Origin of the sequence: Pleurocapsa sp. PCC 7319 (assembly GCF_000332195.1) — a bacterium.
In the GTDB taxonomy this organism is placed as follows: domain Bacteria; phylum Cyanobacteriota; class Cyanobacteriia; order Cyanobacteriales; family Xenococcaceae; genus Waterburya.
The window spans coordinates 5333468-5353356 of record NZ_KB235922.1; the positions used below are offsets into that span (position 1 = coordinate 5333468).

Annotated in this window: 15 protein-coding genes, 1 tRNA gene and 1 pseudogene; 5 read left to right on the forward strand and 12 right to left on the reverse strand. The window is 39.1% G+C overall.

Annotated features, from left to right (window positions below; all coding sequences use genetic code 11):
• Nucleotides 1-11: 11 nt before the first annotated feature.
• The 4 genes from PLEUR7319_RS0128330 to PLEUR7319_RS0128345 all read right to left on the reverse strand — a co-directional run bounded on the left by PLEUR7319_RS0128330 (nucleotide 12) and on the right by PLEUR7319_RS0128345 (nucleotide 5191).
• Nucleotides 12-1370, reverse strand: a complete 1359-nt coding sequence (locus tag PLEUR7319_RS0128330; protein ID WP_019508610.1) for a methyl-accepting chemotaxis protein — start codon at nucleotides 1368-1370, stop codon at nucleotides 12-14.
• A 48-nt stretch (nucleotides 1371-1418) separates the two neighbouring features.
• Complete coding sequence (locus tag PLEUR7319_RS0128335; protein WP_019508611.1) at nucleotides 1419-2459, reverse strand: chemotaxis protein CheW; 1041 nt, start codon at nucleotides 2457-2459, stop codon at nucleotides 1419-1421.
• Between the two features lie 23 nt (nucleotides 2460-2482).
• Nucleotides 2483-3691 carry a response regulator gene (locus PLEUR7319_RS0128340; RefSeq protein WP_019508612.1) on the reverse strand — a complete coding sequence of 403 codons (1209 nt, stop codon included), beginning with the start codon at nucleotides 3689-3691 and terminating at the stop codon, nucleotides 2483-2485.
• Between the two features lie 444 nt (nucleotides 3692-4135).
• Entirely contained in the window at nucleotides 4136-5191 is a 1056-nt protein-coding gene (locus PLEUR7319_RS0128345) for a fatty acid desaturase (RefSeq protein WP_019508613.1), read from the reverse strand.
• Between the two features lie 482 nt (nucleotides 5192-5673).
• On the opposite strand from PLEUR7319_RS0128345, the gene PLEUR7319_RS0128350 reads away from it, so the two are divergent.
• From PLEUR7319_RS0128350 to PLEUR7319_RS0128360, 3 genes are all read left to right on the forward strand, one after another.
• A complete protein-coding gene (locus PLEUR7319_RS0128350; RefSeq protein ID WP_019508614.1) occupies nucleotides 5674-7446 on the forward strand; it encodes a M61 family metallopeptidase in 1773 nt (590 codons plus the stop codon).
• Nucleotides 7447-7541: 95 nt separating this feature from the next.
• Entirely contained in the window at nucleotides 7542-8453 is a 912-nt protein-coding gene (locus PLEUR7319_RS0128355) for a branched-chain amino acid transaminase (protein WP_019508615.1), read from the forward strand.
• A 45-nt stretch (nucleotides 8454-8498) separates the two neighbouring features.
• A complete protein-coding gene (locus tag PLEUR7319_RS0128360) occupies nucleotides 8499-9812 on the forward strand; it encodes a cytochrome P450 (RefSeq protein WP_019508616.1) in 1314 nt (437 codons plus the stop codon).
• A 403-nt stretch (nucleotides 9813-10215) separates the two neighbouring features.
• On the opposite strand, the gene PLEUR7319_RS0128365 is transcribed toward PLEUR7319_RS0128360, so the two are convergent.
• The 5 genes from PLEUR7319_RS0128365 to tnpA all read right to left on the reverse strand — a co-directional run bounded on the left by PLEUR7319_RS0128365 (nucleotide 10216) and on the right by tnpA (nucleotide 16294).
• The gene (locus PLEUR7319_RS0128365) at nucleotides 10216-11388 is read right to left on the reverse strand and encodes a lipocalin-like domain-containing protein (protein ID WP_019508618.1); all 1173 of its coding nucleotides are present in this window, start codon (nucleotides 11386-11388) and stop codon (nucleotides 10216-10218) included.
• A 291-nt stretch (nucleotides 11389-11679) separates the two neighbouring features.
• The gene (locus PLEUR7319_RS0128375) at nucleotides 11680-12261 is read right to left on the reverse strand and encodes a Uma2 family endonuclease (RefSeq protein WP_019508620.1); all 582 of its coding nucleotides are present in this window, start codon (nucleotides 12259-12261) and stop codon (nucleotides 11680-11682) included.
• A 56-nt stretch (nucleotides 12262-12317) separates the two neighbouring features.
• Nucleotides 12318-14840 (reverse strand): FtsX-like permease family protein, encoded by a 2523-nt coding sequence (locus PLEUR7319_RS0128380; RefSeq protein ID WP_019508621.1) that lies wholly within the window; start codon nucleotides 14838-14840, stop codon nucleotides 12318-12320.
• Between the two features lie 38 nt (nucleotides 14841-14878).
• Nucleotides 14879-15571 (reverse strand): ABC transporter ATP-binding protein, encoded by a 693-nt coding sequence (locus tag PLEUR7319_RS36990; RefSeq protein ID WP_371265404.1) that lies wholly within the window; start codon nucleotides 15569-15571, stop codon nucleotides 14879-14881.
• Between the two features lie 312 nt (nucleotides 15572-15883).
• Nucleotides 15884-16294 (reverse strand): IS200/IS605 family transposase, encoded by a 411-nt coding sequence (gene tnpA / locus PLEUR7319_RS0128390; RefSeq protein ID WP_019508623.1) that lies wholly within the window; start codon nucleotides 16292-16294, stop codon nucleotides 15884-15886.
• A gap of 45 nt (nucleotides 16295-16339) precedes the next feature.
• On the opposite strand from tnpA, the pseudogene PLEUR7319_RS43710 reads away from it, so the two are divergent.
• Nucleotides 16340-17720, forward strand: a pseudogene (locus PLEUR7319_RS43710) (RNA-guided endonuclease InsQ/TnpB family protein).
• 322 nt (nucleotides 17721-18042) lie between these two features.
• Here PLEUR7319_RS43710 and PLEUR7319_RS0128400 read toward each other — a convergent pair.
• Both PLEUR7319_RS0128400 and PLEUR7319_RS0128405 read right to left on the reverse strand, forming a co-directional pair.
• A tRNA-Arg gene (locus tag PLEUR7319_RS0128400) sits at nucleotides 18043-18115 on the reverse strand.
• Nucleotides 18116-18192: 77 nt separating this feature from the next.
• The gene (locus tag PLEUR7319_RS0128405; RefSeq protein ID WP_019508624.1) at nucleotides 18193-18558 is read right to left on the reverse strand and encodes a phage holin family protein; all 366 of its coding nucleotides are present in this window, start codon (nucleotides 18556-18558) and stop codon (nucleotides 18193-18195) included.
• A gap of 247 nt (nucleotides 18559-18805) precedes the next feature.
• Here PLEUR7319_RS0128405 and PLEUR7319_RS39730 point away from each other — a divergent pair, with 247 nt between their 5' ends.
• A complete protein-coding gene (locus tag PLEUR7319_RS39730) occupies nucleotides 18806-18982 on the forward strand; it encodes a YqaE/Pmp3 family membrane protein (protein WP_019508625.1) in 177 nt (58 codons plus the stop codon).
• A gap of 98 nt (nucleotides 18983-19080) precedes the next feature.
• Here PLEUR7319_RS39730 and PLEUR7319_RS0128415 read toward each other — a convergent pair whose 3' ends face one another.
• Nucleotides 19081-19785: a M15 family metallopeptidase gene (locus tag PLEUR7319_RS0128415; protein ID WP_019508626.1), complete on the reverse strand. Its 705-nt coding sequence runs from the start codon at nucleotides 19783-19785 to the stop codon at nucleotides 19081-19083.
• Nucleotides 19786-19889 lie beyond the last annotated feature (104 nt).

A 19889-nucleotide genomic window follows, 5' to 3' on the forward strand; every position in this document is an offset into this window, starting at 1 on the left:
AGGAATTATGATTAAACAATAGTTCTTAAATCATTAGCCGCTTGTTTTAGCTGGACTGTAGACGTTTTTACCTCACCCATATCAGCGGCTGTATCCATTGCACCTAGGTTAAGAGCATTAACCGCAGCTAAAATTTCTTGAATGTCAACTGCCTGTCGTTTTGCTGCTTCAGAAATTTCTGAGGTATTGGTAAACACATTGTTAATGGCATTTTTTACCCCAATAAAGGACTCTGCTGTACCCAACGCCAGCTCAATACTGGATTCTGCGGTTTTCTTTCCTTCGTCTGTTACCATCACCGCACTATTCATCGCCGCTTGTACATCTGTGACCAAATTATTGATTTTGTCGGCTGATTGACGACTTTGGTCTGCTAACTTCCGAATTTCCCCGGCAACCACCCTAAAACCTTTACCTTGTTCTCCTGCGTGAGCAGCCTCAACTGCTGCGTTCAAAGCTAGCATATTCGTCTGGTTTGCTAAGTTTCTCACTAGTTCTGATACACCAGCAATTTGCTCAGTTTGTTCACTCAGGTTGATGATTTGTTCGGCAATTTCTCTTACCCTTTCTTTGAGACTTTCCATACCTACCCTAGTTTGTTCTACTGTTTGCGCTCCAGTTTCTGCTAGGGAGAGGGCGGTATTGGCACTTTTGGCCGATTCTTCTGCCTGAATTGCTGAACGTCTAGAAGTTTCACCCAAGGAATCCACCGTAGAAGTGGTTTGACTAACGGAACTGGCCTGTTCATTGGCTACTGTCTCTTGAGTTTCTACTTTGGAAGCAATTTCCTCTGAAGAAGTAGCAATGGTGTTAGTAAATTGGTCTAGGGTGCTGGTGATTCGACGAGAACCCGCAATAATTCCCACAACGATGGCAATACTAAGGGTTGTCACAATAATCTCAATTACTTTTAATCGCTCGGAACCTCTGGCTTCGTAATCCTCTGCAGTGTTGACTGCGGCATTGGTGATTTCAAATAATTTTTCGCTTTCCTGTAGCAAAGCTTGACGAGTACTTTCATTAGGGTTGTTTCTAAACTGTAGAATTATCCTTTTAATCTCTTGCCATTCATTATCTACTTCTTGCATTGCTGCAAGATAGCCAGCATCTGTAGCTTTAGGCAATCCCAGTTCTTCACTACCATTAATTAGACCCTGAATTAGATTATCTAGCCTATTGATTAACTGATCGTTAGGATTGTTCGCTAGTTCGAGCTTAATCGATCTTTGTGTCCCTCCCCGAACTACACCAGACTGGTTAATCACTTTTGCCTCTTGTCCAGTCGCCTCAAGAAAAATTATCCCTGAGTTAGCTACTACAATAAGACCAATGCCGATCGCACCTGCGGTCAATTGAGTTCCAATTTTCATAATGAATTACCTAATAATTTAATTTAATTAGTTAAGATCAATATTTGTTTAAGCTGCTAGTTCCACGGTCATCGCTCCTTGTGTCAGGAGCTTAGGTAGGTCAATCGCGTTTAATGGCCGATCTAAGTAATCTGCCATGCCTTTAAAATAAGCTGCGATATTCGTATCAGTAGCCACGGGAACTGGCTTAAGTTGATCGGGACGAAAATCAACTACATCAAAAACTTCCTCCACAGCAATTCCCACCACAATGTCATCGACCTCAATAACTACTGCTTTAGCTGGTTGGCGATGATTATCAATGCCCAAATTCAAAGGGTGACGAATATCTACTAAAGTCAAGATTTCTCCCCTGAGATTCATATTGCCGATAATATGGGGAGGACAGCAGGGAATAGTCGTAACTCGTTCAATTTTGGTAAATTCTCGCACTATCCCTAGATCTAAACCATAGTAATTGCCATCAATGCTGACCACTGCAATCGGTATTAATTCCCCTGATTCAGAATCATCTGTCCCACCTTGAAGATTGATAGCCCGCTGGTGCAAAATTTCTTTCGTATTAGTAGAGGCGGCAGGAAAATATTGCTCATAAAAATTGCTTGCTGAAGATTTTGCATCTGGAGAGTCTTCCCCAACAACTAGTGACTCTAATTCATCGGGGTGGCGCACCAAATTATCCACATTTAGGAGTAAAATAATCTCGTCGTCGAGATTAATCACTCCCTGAACAAAGGCCTGACTGATATTTTTTTCCCTTCCGTAAGATAAATCAGCTTGTAGGTACTGTTCGTCAATATCATTTACCGTCTCAACTTGATGTACGATGACACCTACTTGTAAGCCTTGAGACTCAATTACAATTACGCTATCCGTCAGATGACACCGCTCAAATTTGTGTCCAAAACGCAGATCTAAGTGCATTACTGGTACAAACACAGAATGCAAATTGAGTAACCCGACAATATCTGTTGGTGCCTCGGCAACGGGACTTAATTCTGGTAAGAAAAATATTTCTTTAACTGCTTCTGCGGCGATCGCATATCGCCCATCGTGAAGACTAAAAATTACATAGGGTTTACTTGCCATTGTTCATTTCTCAGTTTTAATTGCTATTTGCTAATGTATTGATGAACAATTTCTTTTAATTCATCTGGCTTAAAAGGCTTGGTTAGATATTTGCTAGTACCTGCAATATGCCCTTTCATTTTGTTCACCAAACCATCCCGCGCTGTGACCATAATGATGGGTAGGTCTTTAAACTTGGGAATTTTACGAATCGTTTTACAGAACTCTAAGCCATCAACATCAGGCATCGTCAAATCTAATAACAGCAACTTAACTGGCTTTTGATTAAGTATTTTTAGAGCTTCTGTGGCTTTATCTGCTAATAAAACATTGTAATTTTCATTTAATGCTCGTTTAATCGTGGTTTGAATAATTGGACTATCATCTACAGAGAGAACTATCGGTAAGTTGTTACTATCCTGGATTTGATTACTGCCAACTGAGATTACCGGTTTAACCGGGCTAGATGCAGTTTTTGCTTGTGATTCAATAACAGCTTGAGTCCTAAGAGGCTGAGTCTGTAGACTTACCCAGCCATTATTCAGCCAATTGAGATAGCTTTTGGCAACTGACAATGGGTCCTTACCCATTTTTTCAGCAATATCCACAATTGACCTTTTGCCATCTACTGAATTTTTAAAATGTTCTTGAACTTGGAAATTATTAATTTGTTTAAATTGTTCTAGGGTCGCAATGGGAATTGCATCCATACTGGGAATTTTTGGAGCAAGACTCTGCCATTGCTGTTGACGCTGATTTAATTTTTGTTTGATATGAAACCAATTTAAACCATGTCGCTCCGTACCGAAACTCAGATCAAAATCACTATTGGATTGCCAGTGAGCTTCTCCTGGATGAGATAAAAATTGTTCCAAAATCAAAGTAACTTTAATAGTAATAAAAGTCTCTACTTCTTCCCAAGTAAAAATCTTCATTTTAGTCAATAGCTCGATTAACTCTCTTACCGATGTAGGTTTAGATATTCTTTCACTGGCAACAGATAAAGCAGCATTAATGATGTTAGGTTTTAATTTATCTCCTAACATTTTGCAGAACTCCTGATTGTTAGGAATTTGATCGGTTTGATTGTCTCCATATACTAATGCACCTTGATTGAGCATCAAGATGCAAGACCTTTGATTTTGCCGAGCAGGAACCTGGGATTTTAAGCTTAAAATCCCATTAGCCTTCTCTTTAAATAAAGATTCGAGAATAGAATTAAGCTGATTTGCTTCATACTTCTGTGATGACATTGTTGAAATTTCTTGACTTTCGTAATTCAAAAACCCGAATAATAATTTATTGATAGAACTATAATTCCCAAAAGAGTCTTGAAATTAACATCTCACATGCCCAAAATTTTCTGTTTTATCTAATCTGTAATTTGAACTAATTCCCAAAAAACAAGTTATATTTGCTTTTAACAAAAGTTGACATAAATACACTTTTCTGATACTCAATTCAACCAAGGTGGTATTCTAAATCAAAGGCTACTAGTGGATTAATAAAAACCTAATTATTTGAATTATGACTATGCTGTTTTAGTATCAAATTTTACTATTTCATCGCAAATGTGACTTTGAAATTAGATGATTAAAATTACGTATTACTTATTACTTAATAGCAAAAAAAAGCGATTTCCTATAATTAAGGAAATCGCTTACAAAATATAATTTAATTATCGATTACTGATGATGCTAATCTGGAAACTCTTTGGATAAACGATATTTTTCAATACTTTGGTAATTATCCTGCTCTTCGTACAAATGACAAACTTGAGTTACTTTTTGAATTAATTCCCAGTTAAAAGTACAGTCTTCATAAAGATATTCTCCCCAATTTTCCACCAGACTTTGATGGGCTTGGCGTAAATTGTACCAGGGGATTCCAGTAGTCAGGTGATGGGGAATATGGACATTAATGTCATGACAGAGAAATTCCACCCACCAAGGATACTTACAATTTACAGTTCCCGATAGCTGAGCACGAGCTTCGTTCCATTCAGACTCAGGCATAAAGGGAATTTCGGGCATAGTGTGATGAAACATAGTAAAAGTACTCATCCAAAAATGGTAGACTATCCAAGGTATGAGCCAAAATTTCACAAAACCTGTAATTCCAGTAGTAATCAATAGAACGGGAAAACCAATCGCTGCACCAATTAAGACTACCAATACAGATAAGCGTACTTGCTCTCTTTGTTTACCTTCAAAATTCTGCCAGTTAAAGTGTAGTTTAGCCCAGTGTATGATTGAACCCAGCCACCAGAACTTGCCTCGCATTCTACGATATAGCCATTTTATAGAATTGGGACAATTATCAAATGTTTGAGTGGTAAAAGGGTCCCAGGCATTATCAACACCCAATTTATTAGTGTGCTTGTGGTGAAAGTTATGTAAAATTCGCCAAGCGTGGAAAGGATAAATAAGAGGGAGGGTCATAATGTGTCCTACTAAATCATTTACCCAAATTCGATTAGAGAACGAACGATGACCACAATCGTGAGCAATAACAAAAAAACCCTGTAAGCTTGTTCCTAAAAATACCCAAGCAAAAGGAAGTAAATACCAAGGGGAAACTGCAACTGTCCAGTAGCCGATCGCCACACATAAAACATTGATAATTAACTTAGACCACGCCTTACGTGGATTTTTAATAAAAACTTCGGACGGTAAAGTTTTGATAATGTCTCTCAGCTTAACACTGTCATCCAACTGAGGAGCTTTTAAAGTTCGTGGCGATACTGCTGTCATAAAATTAATCTGGCGATTTAAATTATATTGTTAGAGAGAGCTGATGGACGACGGTCTTGGCGAACAATTTATTGTCGAAGATCACACTCCTTTAATGCGCATAAAAACCTACCACCTATGAAATCCATAGCTGGAAAAGTAAATATTGAATCTTCGGCAGTAACGGCAAGTTATCCTATAACTGCTCCGAAAATATTACGAATATCTGGCTTTTATTTCACAATACTTAATATATATATCACAGTTACGTAACTTGTGAAGTTTAGATCTTGATTTAGATTTTAGATTGGAGACTATTAACCATTGCGCTAGAAGTCTTACTTAGGTTATTAGTTATTGAAGCTAATAGCTAATAGCTAATAGCTGATAGCTAGGGCGAAGCCCTTTATTTCATCTATCATTTGGGCAATCAACAAGATACGGATAGAATATAAATTCGCGCCGATATTTAAAGTTGATTTTGTAGATCATCTGGAAGCTTAATGACTGAAGTCACTGCTACTCGCAAGTCACAACCAAACAGCAAAATGACAACCTTGTCTTACCAGGTTGCCATGTCTCAACCTGCTTCTCATTTGTTTGAAGTTAAGTTACAAATAACAAATTGGCACTTTGCAACATTAGATTTAAAAATGCCAGTTTGGACTCCTGGTTCTTATTTGGTCAGAGAATATGCTAGGCACGTTCAAGATTTTCAGGCACTGAATAGCAATAAGCAGATTTTAGCTGACAGAAAAGTTAGTAAAAATCATTGGCAGGTAGCAACAGAGGAATGTTCGGAAATAATAGTTAGCTATCGTATTTTTGCCCATGAATTGACGGTACGTACTAATCATTTGGATGCTACCCATGGTTATTTTAATGGGGCAGCCTTATTTTTCTTTATTCCAGGGTTGGAAAAAGAGCTAATAAAAATTAAAATTATCCCCCCCCAATCAGATTGGCACGTTACCACCACTTTTCCCCCGGCAGAAGCCGAAGCAAATACATTCATTGCTCGGGACTTCGATACTTTGGTAGATACTCCGGTAGAAATTGGCAGACAAAAAGTATACGATTTCCTGGTATTAGATAAGCCTCATGCACTAGCTATATGGGGGGAGGGAAACGCCAATCCTCAACAGATAATTGCCGATACTACCAAGATCATTGAAGTAGAAGCGGAACTTTTTGGTGGTTTACCCTACGAGCAATATTTATTTTTGTTGCACCTATCAGGCAGTGGTTATGGTGGTTTAGAACATAAAGACTGCTGTACTCTCAATTATCCTCGATTTGGATTTCGTGATCGCGAGAAATATAATCGTTTTCTGCAATTAGTGGCTCACGAATTTTTTCACCTTTGGAATGTCAAGCGAATTCGACCTCAAGCACTAGAAAATTTTGATTACGAAGCAGAGAACTACACTACTTCCCTCTGGTTTTGTGAGGGAACAACTAGCTACTACGACATTCTCATTCCCCTAAGAGCAGGGATTTATAATCGAAAAACTTATTTAGAAAATCTGAGCAAAGATATTACCAAATATCTCAATACTTTCGGACGCAAGGTGCAACCTTTAGGAGAATCCAGTTATGATGCTTGGATTAAACTCTATCGCCGTGATGCCAACAGTGATAACAATCAGATTTCTTATTACCTGAAAGGACAATTGGTTTCGTTGCTATTAGATTTACTCATTCGAGCTAAGCATAATAATATGCGATCGCTAGATGATGTGATGCAGTTAATGTGGCAACGTTTTGGGCAAGACGAAATTGGTTTTACAGAAACTCAACTTAGAGCTGTATTTGCCGAAGTTGCCGAGGAAAACTTAGATGATTTTTTCTCTCGCTACATTGAAACTACTGACGAATTACCTTTTAATGACTATCTAGACCTGTTTGGCCTACACTTAAAATCCTGTACCGAGTCAGAACTACCTTATTTGGGCATCAGGGTTCAGTCAGAAAATAACCAGGAAGTAATTAAATTTGTCGCTGCCGAATCTCCCGCAGCAAAAGGGGGCATTGACCCTAATGACGAACTTTTAGCAATTGACGGTATTCGAGTTAATGCTAATTCTTTAAATGAACGACTCAAAGATTATCAGGCAAATGATAGGATTCAAGTTACCGTTTTTCATCAAGATGAATTAAAAACTATTCCCATTACCTTAGCTCCTCCCGAACCTAGCCGATACGAAGTGGTGATTAAAGATAATTTATCTGAGGTGCAACGGCAAAATTTAGTGGGATGGCTTGGAGATAAGTAGTCAGTAATCAGTACCCTCGACACTTTCTTTAAGCGGGGTTCTCCCGCCAACGAAGTGTCTCGCAATCAGTAATCAGTAATCAGTAATCAGTGGCTATGCACAATTTTTTAGAAATCGCCTATTTTAAAAATCAGTTTGTCCCTTTTGAGCAAGCAAATATTTCCATTGCTACCCATGCCCTTCACTACGGGACAGGTGCTTTTGGCGGAATGAGAGGGATTCCTAACCCCGAAAATCCAAATCAAATATTGTTATTCAGACTCGATCGCCATTGTCAGAGATTGAGCGATAGTGCCAAGCTGCTAAATTACGATCTACCTGCCGATAAAATTCAGCAGGTGATTCTTGATTTTGTCCAGAAAAATAAGCCCAATAAATCTTTTTATATCCGACCCTTTGTCTACACTTCCGATTTGGGTATTGCTCCCCGACTACACAAAATTGCCAAAGACTTTTTTATCTACGGCTTAGAATTGGGGGATTATCTACCCCCGGAAGGAATTAGCTGTCGTATTAGTTCCTGGTATCGTCAGGAAGACCGTAGCTTGCCCTTACGGGGCAAAATTAGTGGGGCATATATTACTTCTTCTTTAGCTAAGACTGAAGCCGTAGAATCGGGATTTGATGAAGCAATTTTAATGAACTCTCAGGGGAAAGTCTGTGAAGCTTCGGGCATGAATATTTTTATAGTCAGAAATGGGAAATTAATTACTCCTGGATTCAATCAAGATATTTTAGAGGGAATCACTAGAGATAGTGTTTTAACTATTGCCAGAGATATGGACATTGCCACTGAAGAAAGAGCGATCGATAAAACTGAATTGTTAATTGCCGACGAAGTGTTTTTAAGTGGTACAGCAGCTAAAGTGACTCCTGTCAAACAAATCGAGAGTTACCATTTATCGACCAATAGACCAATCACTGAAACAATCAAACAAAAGCTCACAGCGATTACCGAAAATAAAGAGCCAAAGTATCAAGATTGGGTTTATACAGTAGATTGTTAGTGATAATGAAATGATAGAGAAGTAGTATAGATCGCATTCTCACCTATGGTTATTGTTACTGCCAAACAACCTCAGTTAGGTCACGCTCGCGCTATGCGCCAGAATATGATTGAATATCTTGAGGCATTGGCTCAGCAGGGAGATTGTCTCAAAATTCCGTTGTTTATGGCTCGGGGATATTACCTCAATCACCCAGATGACATTCGCCAGATATTGGTAGTAAAAGCTGATTGTTTCCATAAACCCTTCCCAGTCAAGTACGCTGCCAAGGGACTGTTCGGTGAAAATATCTTTACTACCGATGGAAAATTATGGGAAGTACTGCGTCAAACTTTGCAGCCAGCCTTTCAATCTCAACAGATTAAAAACCATAGCCAGATTATGATCCAAGCTAGTAGGGAAATGGTAGATCGGTGGGAACCAGGACAAACCATTGAAATTTGCCAAGCGATGATGGATCTGACTATGGGCATTACTACCCAAGCATTTTTCGGAGTAGACTTGCGCGGTAAAGCAGAAGGAAAAGTTTTGGTCAGATTTACTGAGCTATTCAACGAGAGAATTTCTGGAATACCTGTACCTGCTTGGTTGCCCTTACCTGTAACACTTGAATTAAAACGTTACCTGAACCAAGGATATAAATTCTTTAACTCTCTAATCGCCGAACGTCGAGCAGCAAAAGGTACTTATACTGACATCCTCGCAATGATTCTGAACGCACAAGCTGCTGATGAAACTGGACTGATTACTGACCAACAGGTACGCAACGAGGTGAGTAACCTATTTGCTGCTGGTTATGAAGTAACTGGTAATTCCTTAGCTTTTACTCTCTATTTAATTCATAAACATCCATCGGTAGAAGCCCGCTTAAGAGCAGAAATCGAGCAAGTAATTGGCAACCGACCAATTACTCTCGATGATCTCGCCCAGATGCCTTATCTAGAATGTGTATTAAAAGAATCTATGCGGTTACTTCCCGTTAATACTGTTTTTGCCAGGCAAAGTACAACTAATGTTGCCTGGGCAGACCGTTCAATTCCCAAAAATTCCTTTATTTTGATATCTCCCTGGACACTGCATCGCCGTGCCGACATTTTTGCCGACCCTCTTGCTTTTAATCCTGATCGCTTTGAAGTCAAAGTCCGTAGCCAAATTCCCAAATTTGCTTACTTGCCATTTGGTGGAGGACCCCGCATTTGCCTGGGTCAAGCCTTTGCGATGACTCAAATGCGGATCAATTTGGCAACCATTCTGCAACAATATCGTTTGACTACTGCGCCAGATTATCAGCTAGTACCTTATTTTAGTTTTAATACTCGCCCTAAACATGGCTTACCGATGCAGCTAGAAAAAGTCTAATACCATTTCTCGTAAATATCCAAAGACTTCGGTAATAGGAGGGGTTAGGGGATAGGGTTTAGGGTGTAGGGGAAATAAGAGTTTCATGTTTTTATTACTCACAATTAATTCTTCGCTCTCTCTTGTTACTTTTGAAAATTGGTATAAGTAATGGGAGTTCGGAGTTATAGAAAAACGTGGTATTAATTACCGTCAATTCGGTTTAAGCTGTATCCCTTACGAATGGGGAGATTTAAAAAATAGTTTTTTGAGGTAATTTTAGAACTTTGGCTCAATTTAAAATTTCTTAAAAGCTAATGGCTAATGGCTAATAGCTAGCCCCACCGATAAATTTTCTTATTCCGAACTCAGGTTAATTAACGATAAAATCGGCATTAGTCCCATAAAAGCAAGGCAAATAGTTCTAAAGAACTGTATCCAGACCTTGGGTATAGCCTGTCATTTCCACGTAACCTTTCGCTTGGACAGGTTTTTCCTGTTGTCGTCCCTGAAACTCAACTGCTCCTTCCCAATAGGTGGTAGATAAGTTTAGTTCTTGATTTGCCATCAAAGGCTTCCCTGTTAAGGTCAAATCTAGTTTGGGAATTGACAACTGCCATTTAGAAGGATATTCTCCTTGGCTAGTAGGGCTTTTCCAAGTGTCTAATATTTGTAACTGCCAATCCTGAGAAGTTAAAGGTTGGACTGTACCATCAGCAGAAATAAAAGTTCCACCAGAGGTAGGGGAAATAGTCCCATCTTCTTTCCTTAGCACATACAACATCAGGGCTGTACCTCGATCAAACTGGAGAGAAAACCAGTCCCAACCAACAGTTCCAGGGCTGAGACTACTAGTAGAATATTCATGATCTTTCCAAGTAAGACCTGTTACGTCAAAGATTTCATCAGCAATAGTAATAGTTCCCTTAGTTTGTTGTTGAATAATAGAATAGTAGATTGAGGCATTGCCTGGCTCTTGCCCTTTAACGCTATATCCGCGATCGCCCTGGAGGATTGGTGGTAATGTTTCCTGGAGTGTCAGGTCTAAGGCAACTTCATCGGTTTTCGCGACTAATTGTACCTGTCCTGGTGCTAACTCAGTAGCTGACCAATCTTCTAACCAGACCTGATAGGGACTTGCTTGCGCCCCTGCTAATCCCATTCCTCCTCGGCTAAAACGCTCTTTTTGGTAGAAGGATTGCCGATCAATATCACTGATAGTGAAGTGAGCAAAGTAAACTTGATTGCTGCGCCAATTCGACGAGCGATCGCTAGTCAAACTTGCTGTTTCAGGTGTTAAAGCTCGCCGAAAAATGGTTAATTGAAAACCAAAGGGACGACCCGATGCAGTCTCCAAGTTGCCAGTATAGTACCACCACTCTGTTTGATAATCTTCATGAGAGCCTAAATCTCTGGGAAATATCATTTCTTGAGGTTCATATACTCGGCTAAAAGTATTTTCAGACTCAGAAGACTCTGGTTGCAACCAGGAAACAGTTGCTTTACCTGTAGCTGTTACTTGGGGTTGCGGTAAGAGAGTGAAAATAAGACCCGCTAATACAATTAGTAAAAAAGCTAGAATCGATAATCTTTTCATGTTATTCGTAACTACTTTTTGGGGATGATTTGTTCACCAAGAGTTTAGTAAAATCTCTGTAAGCTTATAGCTCTAGATATTAAAATTGCGACCGCCATTATTTTGCTTTACGTATTTAAAAGCTCTTCCCAACCCTTTTTGCAGAATATCAGCAAACAAAAATTGATGTTTATTGTTTATCATTACCTTATTACTCTGATCTGCTGACAACCTAAGTGCGATCGCTTTTTATCCAAATCCATAGAAAAGTGCGATCGCGTAGTGGCAGGCTTGACTAAGGCGCGCTTTCTCTCAATCAAAGATTTCGGATAAATCTACAATTAATCCAGGCATAATATCTTCGCCAGATAGGGTTAAAGGATTCTCTAGTACTTCTTTGTTTTTCCCCTGACGGTAAATTTCTACTTGTTTATCATCGGGATTAATCAACCAACCTAACTTGACTCCACAGTTCATATATTCTCTCATTTTGTTTTGCAAATCATCGAGATCGTCGCTAGGACTCATAAGTTCAAGAACAAAATCAGGATCGATAGGTGCAAATTTTCTTCGTTGTTGTTTGGTTAAACTGTTCCATTTGTCTAAAGTTACCCAGCTAACATCAGGAGAACGAACAGCATTATTAGATAGCTTAAACCCAGTGGAAGAATCAAAAACTTTTCCCAGTTTGTTTTGCTTATTCCAAAGTTTAATTTGAAAAGCAAGTTCTAAATTACGATCGCCAGTTTCACTACCAGTAGGAGACATAAAAATTAATTGTCCTTCTGAATTAGTTTCCAATCGAGCATCAGGATTGTCACGAGAAAGCATCTCTAAATCGCGATCGCTAATTTTATCGACTAGGGACGAAAGATTCAATGTGAGTGAAGTCATAGAATCATCTATGGAATTAAGATAGGGCTATTTTAGCGTACAGATATATCTTCCTACTATTCCTCTCGAATTGCCGTAGCAACTACCATATTTCCTAAACGCCATGCTGGATAGATTCCTGCTAATAAACCTGCTACTACTGCGACAATTAAAGACTGCCAAAAATAACTAGGTTGTAGTTGCATTTGTAAAGTCCAACCAAAGGAACGCACATTAATCACATAGATTAAAATCCATGCCAGAGCATAGCCTAAAGGCATAGCGAGGACTCCTGCCACACTTCCCATCAAGCCTGTTTCTAGGAGTGTTAACCGCCATAGTTGACTAGGGGTCATTCCTGTAGCTCTTAAAATACCTAATTCTCTAGTCTTCTCTAACTGGAGACTCATCAAAGCACTAAGAACGCCAATAAAAGCGACTATTATTGCTAGCAGACGCAAGGCACTCGTAATGGCAAAAGTGCGATCAAATATTTCGAGAGAACCAGATCTTAGATTTTGATTGGATTGAATGAACAAATCCTGTCTACCTCGAAAATGAGTTTTTAATTCAGAGACTATTGCTTCTACTGATTGTCCAGGTTGCACAAACAGTCCTAGGGAAGCAACACTATCATCCTGCCAAAGCTCAATAAACAGGTCATCATCAATTAAGATTGTTCCTTGGTCAGAAGAATAATCGTAGAACACGGCGACAACAGGAAAACTCCGCGTACCTAAAGTTGTCTCCAAGGTAATAGTTTCAGGGGGGTCGTCTAAATTTTCTTTAAGCATCAAAGCTTCAGAGATAATTACCCCTCCTTCCTCTTCCATCTGCGACCAAGGATTGCTTACATTGTCTCTAATCCAGGCATATGGGCGTTGACCGTGGGATACATCACCACCAGCAGAAATCAATTTGACGGTGCGGTTATATTCTTCGACAACAATATCAGTTTCATTATAAGTAACCACATCTTCCAGTCCTGACCAACGTTTGATTTCAGCGATCGCTTCAGAGTCTAAACGACCAAAAACTCGATTAGCAGTAGTAGTCGGGGGAGTCACAAAAATATCTGCTTGCAAAGTTTGGTCTAGCCATTGCACCACTGTTCCCCGAAAAGAGCCAACCATAATAGAAACACCGACAATCACCGAAACGGCAACCATCAAAGCCGCGATCGCTACTGAGGTACGACTTAAAGAGCGAGAAATAGTTCTGGGGGCAAGCTTGCCTAGCACGCCAAATAAGCCACTAGTTATCGGCGTTAATCCCTGCATTAACCAGTCAGTCAAGGGTACGGTTAACAAAGCTGCTGCTAATAAAATAGCGAACAATCCAGTAAAAGCAACGATTAGCCCCCCACCTCTCATAGCTAGCAGACTAATTGCGAGTATGGTTAAACTAGCAGAAGCTAAAACTAGCCAGGGTAAAATTTTCTGAACCTTGACCTCTAAGTTAGACCTTTGTAAAGTGCTTTGGGGGGATGTTTGCATTGCCTCTAAAGCAGGAATTAAAGAAGCCACAATAGCAGCAGCAATACCAATAACTACACCTTTGACCAAGGTAGAAGGCGCAATAGATATTTGCCGAACACTAACCACAAAATAAAAGTCATTAATACTTTGAGTGATTAAGCCAACCACGCCATGACCAAGCAAAACCCCCAAACCAAGACCTAAAAATGAACCTAGAATACTTAGGGCGATCGCTTCTCCCAAAATCAGGGTAAATAGTTGTCCTGGGGTTGCTCCTATACATCGCAGAATGCCAAATAGCGGTCTTCTTTGCACCACACTAAAAGTAACGGTGTTATAGATTAAGAACATCCCTACTACCAAAGCTAATAAACTTAAGGCAGTTAGATTGAGCTTAAAAGCAGCAGTCATTTGCTGAACGGCATTTTTTTGTATTTCTGCCGATTCTAGCTTTACTCCTGGGGGCAAGATAGATTTAATGGGTGCTAAATCTGCTTCGTTTTGAGCAATCAGATCGATATGACTCAAGTAACCGATTTTGCCTAAAATTTCTTGCGCGGAGGCAATATCCGTAAACAATAAACTATCCAGAGCATCCCTAGTTAAATTATTGGCTGGTTGGATCGTCCCTACTACACGAGCCTTTTGCTCCTGACCAGATATATTGAGAGTTATGTAATCTCCTGCTTTTACTCCATATTGTTGACCTAAATTTTGCGACAGGATTACGGTATTTGGTTCGGTGAGAAATGCGCTTAAAGCTTCTGTGCCCTCACCGCTATCGTCGTTAAAATAACTGCGAAATGGTTTTTCGGCAAAAAGATCGACTCCTACTAGCTGTAGAGTTTGTTCTCCCAATTCTTGAGCAGATACATAACCTTCTACTACTGGGGCTGCGGGAGAGTAGCCAATTTTCCGCTCAAGCCGACGGTATATAGATTCTTCTACGCCAGTCGGTGCCACAGAAACAATGCGATGGGTAGTACGTCCAGAAATCGCATCGGTAGACAATTCAAAAGCTCTCTGCGCCGAACCATTGGCTAAGTCAATGGAGACGATCATCGCTACGCCCAGAGCAATACCTAGAATAAAGAGGATATATTGAAATGGTCGACGGCGCATTCTCCGCCAAGCTAGTCTCCAAAGAGGTTCATTAGATATCAAGCCGTCACCTCCCTGTTCGGGAAATCAACCGGGTTTTCTTCTAGATGCCCTTCGTGGACTCGTAACACGCGATCTGCTAGTTTAGCTATTTCTGGGTTATGAGTCGCCATAATCAAAGTCTTGTTTCTATTTTGGGTGAGAGCTAACAAGAGTTTTAAAACTCGTTCTCCCGTTTCTTCATCGAGATTGCCTGTCGGTTCATCCGCTAAGACCAGCATCGGATTATGAACTAAAGCTCTAGCGATCGCCACTCGTTGCTGCTGACCACCAGATAGTTTGTCGGGAAAAGCATGAGCGCGATCTTCTAGGCCAACTTGCTCTAATAGGGTTAAAGCTTGCTTTTCTATTGACTGAATATTTTTACCAGCTAACTCCTGGGGAAGAGTGACATTTTCCAAAACTGTTAGCGTCGGAATCAGATTAAAAAATTGAAAAACAAAGCCAATGCGATCGCGTCGAAACAGAGTGCAATCCCGTTCGCTCATCTCATTAACTGCCGCTCCGTTAATTAATACTGTTCCAGTTGTCGGTTTTTCGATGCCACTTAACAAGTTCAAGAGAGTGCTTTTGCCACTACCACTTTGACCCAGAAGAACAATAAATTCTCCTTGATTAAAAGTTGCCCGAACTTGATTTAAGACCAGTCGAGTATTATTCCCTTCCATAAAATTTTTGCTCAAGTCACGCATCTCAATAAAAGCTGTACTTGATGGTTTAGAGGAAGCAACCTTTAATTCTTTTGTACTATTGTTACCCTGGTTAGGGAGAAAGGAAGAAATAACGGAAAGTTTCTGAAGATTATTCCACATATATATTTTGTTTTCGATATAAATCCTGTCTTTACGAAGGGATAAAAGCAATTTTAACTGAATTTACGGAGGTGATTAGCTGTAAATTTAGATTTTAGCCGTCCGTGCGAGAAGCCCCGCGTACATGCGGACAAGTCCTTTGTGCTCCCAAGGATGTAGGAACGAACGTCGGGATGACAGCACGGGCTGGCACTAACTAGGCGTATTCTGGTTTTGAATATATTTCTTTAATGTTGATATTGTAACTCCACCACATGAAGCAATGAAATAAGATTCATTCCAAAGAACTTTTTTCTGGTAAAAACTATTAATTTCAATAGAAAATTCTTGTCTCAATTTTCTACTTGTAACAGATTTAAGATTACCAACAAACTTACTTATCTCCATTTGAGGGTAGTACTGAAAAAGCAAATGAATGTGATTCTCTTCCCCGTTAAATTCAATTGCTTTACAATCCCATTTACTGCACAAGTCAATCACTACCTCTTTTAATCGGTCAATCATTGCACTGGTCAATACTTTTCGCCTGTATTTAGTTGTCAGCACCAAATGGGCTTTCATGTCTGATATCGACCTAGCACTTGATACAAAATCATTTTTCATTATTCTTGTGTTACAATCAATGTATTCTTATTTAAACACATTGACTTGATTTACAACTACCAATACCGACTAAGACCGAATACGGAGCAAAAGCTAGTACTCAATAACTGGTTTCGTATCTGTCGTTATTGGTATAACCACCAATTAGGTGAAAGGTTTGATTGGTGGGAAAGAAATCGTAGCTACACTGATAGATGCCCTTTAATTTGTCATCTACCAGAATTAAAGGACAAACCTGAGTTTTACGGGCAGAAAAAGCAACTGCCAGTAATCAAGAAAGATTTACTTGTTATTGGCTGGAGTGGTGAATTACTTGATTTTTCCTCTGTACCATCACAAACTTTACAAGAAGTATGTGACAGAGTTAAAAAGGCTTTTGCTCGTTATATATCTGGAGACAAAAACAAGAAACGTAGTGGTAGACCTCGGTTTAAAAATACAGCTCGTTTCAAGTCTATGGTGTTTGAGGGTGCAAAACTTCACTCTTGTTCTGTTGGCGGTAAATGGCTATATATTGTCTTGCCTAAAATTGGTGTAGTTAATATTCGCCATCACAGACCAATACCTAATGGAGCGAAATTAAAGTCAGTTCAAGTAATCAAAAAAGCTGATGGCTGGTATATAAATTTAAGATTATTAGACAACAGTATTCCAGATTACGAACCAGATATTATTCCAACTTGGGATAATACCCTGGGTATGGATGCGGTACTTCATAAGTCGGATTATTTGGCTACATCTGAGGGTGTTAAGCTACCAAGTTTAAAATCACTACGTATATCTAAATCTAAATTAGCTAAAGTTTCAAGGCGCAAAAATGCTCTTTAAAAAAGGTAGTAAAGCCAGACGTAAACTAGCCAAAAAAGAAGCAAAGCTACACTCCTCAATAGCTAGAGCCAGAAAAGACCATGCATACAATACGGCTAATGCACTACTTGCTACTGGCAAAAAAGTTTTTTTCCATGAGAAGTTAAACCTAAAAGGGTTGATGAAACGTAATCAACCTAAATCAGATGGCAATGGGCATTATGTACCTAATGGTCAGTCAGCTAAAAGCGGATTGGCATTAAGTTGGACTGATGCTGCTTTTGCTCAATTTTTCAACATACTAAAGTACAAAGCCGAAAAAGCTGGTGCTTTGGTTCAAGAAGTGAATCCTGCCTATACCTCACAGCTACTCAGTTATAAAGATGAATTTGTCTTTACTGATAGCAGCATTCGAGAGTATTGGGATGAAGAATTCAAGCTTTTGATTGACCGCGACATTAACGCTGGTATCAATATCAAGAGAGTGGGGCTGGGCTTGTTCCCCACTATAAAACGCCGTAAGGGGAATCGGGTTACAATCAACTCTGTAACTAATAGTACCTTAAAGGAAGTTCTGACTATCTTACGAGGTTTTCAGAAGCCCGCGTTCTGCCGATAGGCGAACGTCGGGAGAAGTCACTAAATATTTGTATTAGGACTGATATTAGTTTATCAAAACCCCAATTTAGAAGTTCACCGAAGTCAGAAGGGCTTTAGTAAATAGAGTAAAATTCTGAATTTAATTTGTTAGCGATCGCATTCTTGTAAGACAGCCCTACTGTTTTAAATGAATACTAATTTCAAATTAAATACTGACATTAGCGAAATTCGTGAATCAGGTATAAAAAAGTTGGTACAAACTTGTAACAACTACTAAAAAGGGCAGATGTCTCAGTAGCTTAGAAACTCCGAAACATCTGCCCTATATTACTTCTATCTAACGAGCGCGGCAGGATTTGAACCTGCGACCTACAGAACCGGAATCTGTTGCTCTATCCCCTGAGCCACGCGCCCTTAATTAATCTATGATAACGGTTATCATACAATAAGTTAATCAAGTTCAGCTTAAAATTTAACTAAGATTCAGTTACTTAGTTATCAGTTAAATCAGGAAATTTTTCGGCAAAGTAGTTACCAATCAAGGTGTTTGCTATTGACAGAACTACAGGAGCTACTAAAAAAGCAATTAAACCAGTGACATGAAATCCTGGAACGAATAAAGAAGCTAGCCAAAAACATAAACCATTGATAACCAAGGTAAACCCACCCAAAGTTAAAATATTAAGCGGTAAAGATAATATCGATAAGATAGGTCTAACGCCACTGTTGACAATACCAATAACTAACGCTGCGAGCATTGCAGCCGGAAAGTTGGCTAAATCGACTCCAGAAAAAATAATATCAACTACCAAAAGACTCAAAGCAGTGGCTAATAAGGTTAAAAGTGTTCCTAGCATTGTTATTTTCTCCTAATTCTCTGCTGTAATTATCGTTTAATTTAGGTTAGCCAATTTTCGGATTTGAGCAATATTTTTTAGCTTCTGTTTTGCTATTCATGTTACAAAGATAGATTTTTTTAATATTTTCTTGGTGATAAATTAATAATAACTATTAACTTTATATCGGATAATTGAAGACTAATTCTACAATATTTGTAATTCTAAATATTTGAATACAAGCCGTATAAATTCTGACTAAAATACTATGAAGCTTCTACAACTTATTGCCAGTATTTTGCTGCCTCCATTAGGAGTTTTTCTAACTGTTGGTTTTGGTTCAGCTTTCATAATCAACGTTATCTTAACGTTCTTGGGCATTGTTCCAGGGATTATTCATGCACTCTGGATCTACTCCAAACAGACAGATAAAGTTAATGCTTAATCAAATAAATTCACAAAAATATTCTCAATCAAATTGCAAAGTATTAAGTGATTAATGATGAGTAACAACTAATTTTAGAGGCTATTTATAGTGATAAATCAAACTCTACCATAGCGAGCGATCGCTGTATGAGAAGAGTTTTTTAAATTATAAAGCCAAGCCCACATTTGATCACCAACAGAAAAATGCCACCACTCGCCAGGATGTCTACAAAAACCAGCATTAGTCATAACTCGATTGAGTAGTTGACGATGAAAATGATATTGTTGTCTCGATTCATCGGGATCGCTCAAATAATAGTCCGGTTGCGATCGCTCAGAAAGCTCATCAATGTCTCCCCCCATATCCAAGGTTTTACCCTGTTCATCAACAATTGTGACATCTACTGCTGCTCCTGTACTATGAGGAGGAGGCATATTTTTGTCGAGACTAGGTGCCGCCCAAAGCTGATAAACCTGTCCCCATAAATCTTGACGTTGTTGAGCCGATAACTGTCGCTCCTTGATGTTCAGGTTTTTGACTAAAGAGTCAAATGTGTAATTAACCATAAACTGTTGTACCCCAACAGGACGATAGGCATCATAGATTTTGATTTTCCAGTTTGGGTGTCGTTTTTCTAGTAAAAATTGTGCTTCCAGTAAGGTCTTGATAACTCCTTGACGTAAGCAGTATGGTGATTTCTCACCGTATTCTGCTCCTAGCCTCACGTAAGGATGTGGTAACTCGACGGAAAAATTGTCTAAAGGGATGGCAATCAGAGGCTCACCGCACTCTTCGATTTTAATTTGATGATAAGGTTTCACAGTTTTAGTTAAATAAACATTTATCTTTGATTACCGAAAATCTGTGTCTGTCATCAAAATTTTTACTCAATAAATTGTAAACGACTACCTCTAAATTCTGACTT

Bases quoted from the DNA above. Each gene is read 5' to 3' on its own strand.
- PLEUR7319_RS0128360 (WP_019508616.1), top strand. From the start codon at position 8,499: ATGGTTATTGTTACTGCCAAACAACCTCAGTTAGGTCACGCTCGCGCT.
- tnpA (WP_019508623.1), bottom strand. From the start codon at position 16,294: ATGAAAAATGATTTTGTATCAAGTGCTAGGTCGATATCAGACATGAAA.
- PLEUR7319_RS0128365 (WP_019508618.1), bottom strand. From the start codon at position 11,388: ATGAAAAGATTATCGATTCTAGCTTTTTTACTAATTGTATTAGCGGGT.
- PLEUR7319_RS0128340 (WP_019508612.1), bottom strand. From the start codon at position 3,691: ATGTCATCACAGAAGTATGAAGCAAATCAGCTTAATTCTATTCTCGAA.
- PLEUR7319_RS0128345 (WP_019508613.1), bottom strand. From the start codon at position 5,191: ATGACAGCAGTATCGCCACGAACTTTAAAAGCTCCTCAGTTGGATGAC.
- PLEUR7319_RS0128355 (WP_019508615.1), top strand. From the start codon at position 7,542: ATGCACAATTTTTTAGAAATCGCCTATTTTAAAAATCAGTTTGTCCCT.
- PLEUR7319_RS39730 (WP_019508625.1), top strand. From the start codon at position 18,806: ATGAAGCTTCTACAACTTATTGCCAGTATTTTGCTGCCTCCATTAGGA.
- PLEUR7319_RS0128405 (WP_019508624.1), bottom strand. From the start codon at position 18,558: ATGCTAGGAACACTTTTAACCTTATTAGCCACTGCTTTGAGTCTTTTG.
- PLEUR7319_RS0128330 (WP_019508610.1), bottom strand. From the start codon at position 1,370: ATGAAAATTGGAACTCAATTGACCGCAGGTGCGATCGGCATTGGTCTT.
- PLEUR7319_RS0128375 (WP_019508620.1), bottom strand. From the start codon at position 12,261: ATGACTTCACTCACATTGAATCTTTCGTCCCTAGTCGATAAAATTAGC.
- PLEUR7319_RS0128335 (WP_019508611.1), bottom strand. From the start codon at position 2,459: ATGGCAAGTAAACCCTATGTAATTTTTAGTCTTCACGATGGGCGATAT.
- PLEUR7319_RS0128380 (WP_019508621.1), bottom strand. From the start codon at position 14,840: ATGCGCCGTCGACCATTTCAATATATCCTCTTTATTCTAGGTATTGCT.
- PLEUR7319_RS36990 (WP_371265404.1), bottom strand. From the start codon at position 15,571: ATGCGTGACTTGAGCAAAAATTTTATGGAAGGGAATAATACTCGACTG.
- PLEUR7319_RS0128350 (WP_019508614.1), top strand. From the start codon at position 5,674: ATGACTGAAGTCACTGCTACTCGCAAGTCACAACCAAACAGCAAAATG.